At 55.6% G+C, this 2,321-nt stretch carries 1 protein-coding gene; it reads right to left on the bottom strand.

Annotated elements, in window-relative coordinates; translation table 11 throughout:
* Positions 1-2,321, bottom strand: a 2,321-nt coding sequence (locus ABD920_RS22490) for an InlB B-repeat-containing protein (protein ID WP_345162583.1), incomplete at both ends; no start/stop codon positions are given.

Genomic DNA, 2,321 nt, shown 5'->3' with positions numbered 1-2,321 from the left:
AAGTTGGCGTCGGCCGACCAGGAGCGCCCGGCCCCGTCCGTGTACTGCGCGCCCCCGGCATTGATCAGGTTTGTCGCCGTAAGGGGTGGGGTATCGGTTTGGTTGACTTTTAGCAGGGTGATCCTGGGCTGGCCATCGCCGTTTCCGTCAAAATACTCTGAGATATATAAGTTGCCTGTACGCGTATCTTCTGTCACATCCAGCGGGTTTGCGAAGGGGCGTCGGAAGCCAGGAATCACACTGCCCTCCGTCGCACGAATGATGTCAAGGTTGGTCGTTCCTGGCTCGAGCACCATAATGTCATCACCGCCGCTAAAACGGCACACCAGCAGCTTGCCCTTCAGCTTTCCGTCGAAGGCGCTGCTTTTATACATGATCACACCATTCGGGGACTTGTTTAACCCGAAATCAAATGCCCATCCCTGGTGAAGTGGCTCCCGGGGGGTACCAACTGGGTAGCCGTATGTTTCACCATTAGCCGTCCATACCACCTCACCGGGGTCTGTTCCTGCTGTCGGGTTGCCACCGTTCAGGATATACTCATTGCGCAGTACATTCGGGTGTCCGTAATAGCCTCCCTTCAATACTCTGAAAAGGTAGTCGCTCTGCGTGTCACGCACATTCGTCATCGCAGGTATGTCCGGCCCGTTATAAACCTGCCCGTTTGACCATATGCTTCCAGCGTTAAGTGCAGGCACATTGCCGCCTGCGGCAGACCCGTTGGTGGGCACATATAGCTGGCCGTTAGCATGCCAGACTAAGTCATATGCGTTTCTGATGCCTGAGGCAAATATTGTTAAAGGAGCATTTGGGGCTTTGGGGTTATATGAGCCGCCCTCCTCTGTTTTGGCGTCAATGGGCAGTGATTGCTGCTGCGCTTTCACAATATCCAGCCGCAGGACCGCTGCCGTCAGCAATCTTTCCGGCCTGAAGTTCCAGGCGGCATCCGGTGCTCCCATGGCTGTGTTACTGCCCTGCAGGAAGTATAAAGCGCCGTCCGGCCCAAAATCAATGCCGTTGGTGGCATGGTCTTTATAGGAGCGCGGGAGGTTAATCACAAAGTCCTCCACCACAGGAGAAGAGGTGTTGTTCAGGTTGATGCGGGATATTTTGCCGGCCCATTCCGGCGCCCCCGTGAATTCCGGCGCAGAGTGGCTGATCCAGGCAATAAGGTTGCCTGCGGAGGCGGCCGGGTCAAACCGGAAACCGACCAGCAGGCGCCGTGTGGGGCCGAAAGGGGAAATAGTGACATGATTGAACAGGGTGCCGTCTGATTTGATGTCCCACCGCTCAATCTTACCACCCGATGTTGTTGCATATAACCTGTTATCTGGCCCAACAGCAAGTGAAGTAAAGCCATCGCTTCCAAAATTATTGTCAATAAGGATCTGTTCTGTGAAGGAAACCCCTGTCAGATCAGTGGGGGTGTCACTGCTGGAACTGATGGTGGTGAAGCGCGACGTGAACGGTTTCATCATATAGCCATTCCCGTCTTTCACCTGGTCGCTAATGAAAAACTCGTAAGTTGTGCTCAGGGCCAGCGGGGCGGAAAGCGTCACCGCGTCCCCCGCTGCCGTTGCATTCACCACCGTTCCCGCGACTTCGGTTTTTGTGGTTCCTGCGATCTTGTAGAGCTTCACCGTGTTGGTATTGATGGTATTGCCGTCCAGGGACTGACCACTGGGATATGCTACATCAACTGAAATGGACTGGCTTAATGAAACACTGATGGCCCCGTGTTCCGGGCGTACGGCCGTTACATAGGGCCGCAAGCTCTCTTCGTAGCTCGCAACCTCCAGCGTTATGGCGAGTTCCGCTGTCGCATAGCCTGATGCGGCAGCCCTGACGGTTGCCCTATAGGTGCCGGCGGCAAGTGAGCCGGCATTGATGGTAAACAGTAGCTCATTCCCTGATTCACCTAAAGCAAAGGCCACATTGTTTGCTTCGGACAGTGTTTTGCCACCGTACAGCAGCCAGGCCGGAGTGCCCGTACCGTCTCCTTCCGTTGCCGTTAGCTTCACCGTCACCGGCTCCTCATCAGAATTGTTAAGGTTTACTTTAAGTTCTTTCTGCTCCCCGCTCGGCAAGTTTACAGTAGCGGAAGTTGGTGTAAACAACAGAAGCGCCTGTGGCCCAGAATCTGTAGCTGAGAAGTTGGCGGTGACGGACTTGTTGGTGTCCATCGTCAGCTTCAGCGGATTTGCTGTGCCCGAGGCATCGCCCGTCCAGCCGCTGAACACGTAGCCCGCAGCGGGGGCGGCCGTGAGGGTCACCTCGGTGCCGGCAGCGTAGCTGCTCTGGTTGGGGCTCTTGCTCACAGT

Source organism: Pontibacter saemangeumensis (genome assembly GCF_039541895.1).
Lineage (GTDB): Bacteria > Bacteroidota > Bacteroidia > Cytophagales > Hymenobacteraceae > Pontibacter > Pontibacter saemangeumensis.
This window is presented reverse-complemented; position numbering and strand designations above follow the sequence as displayed.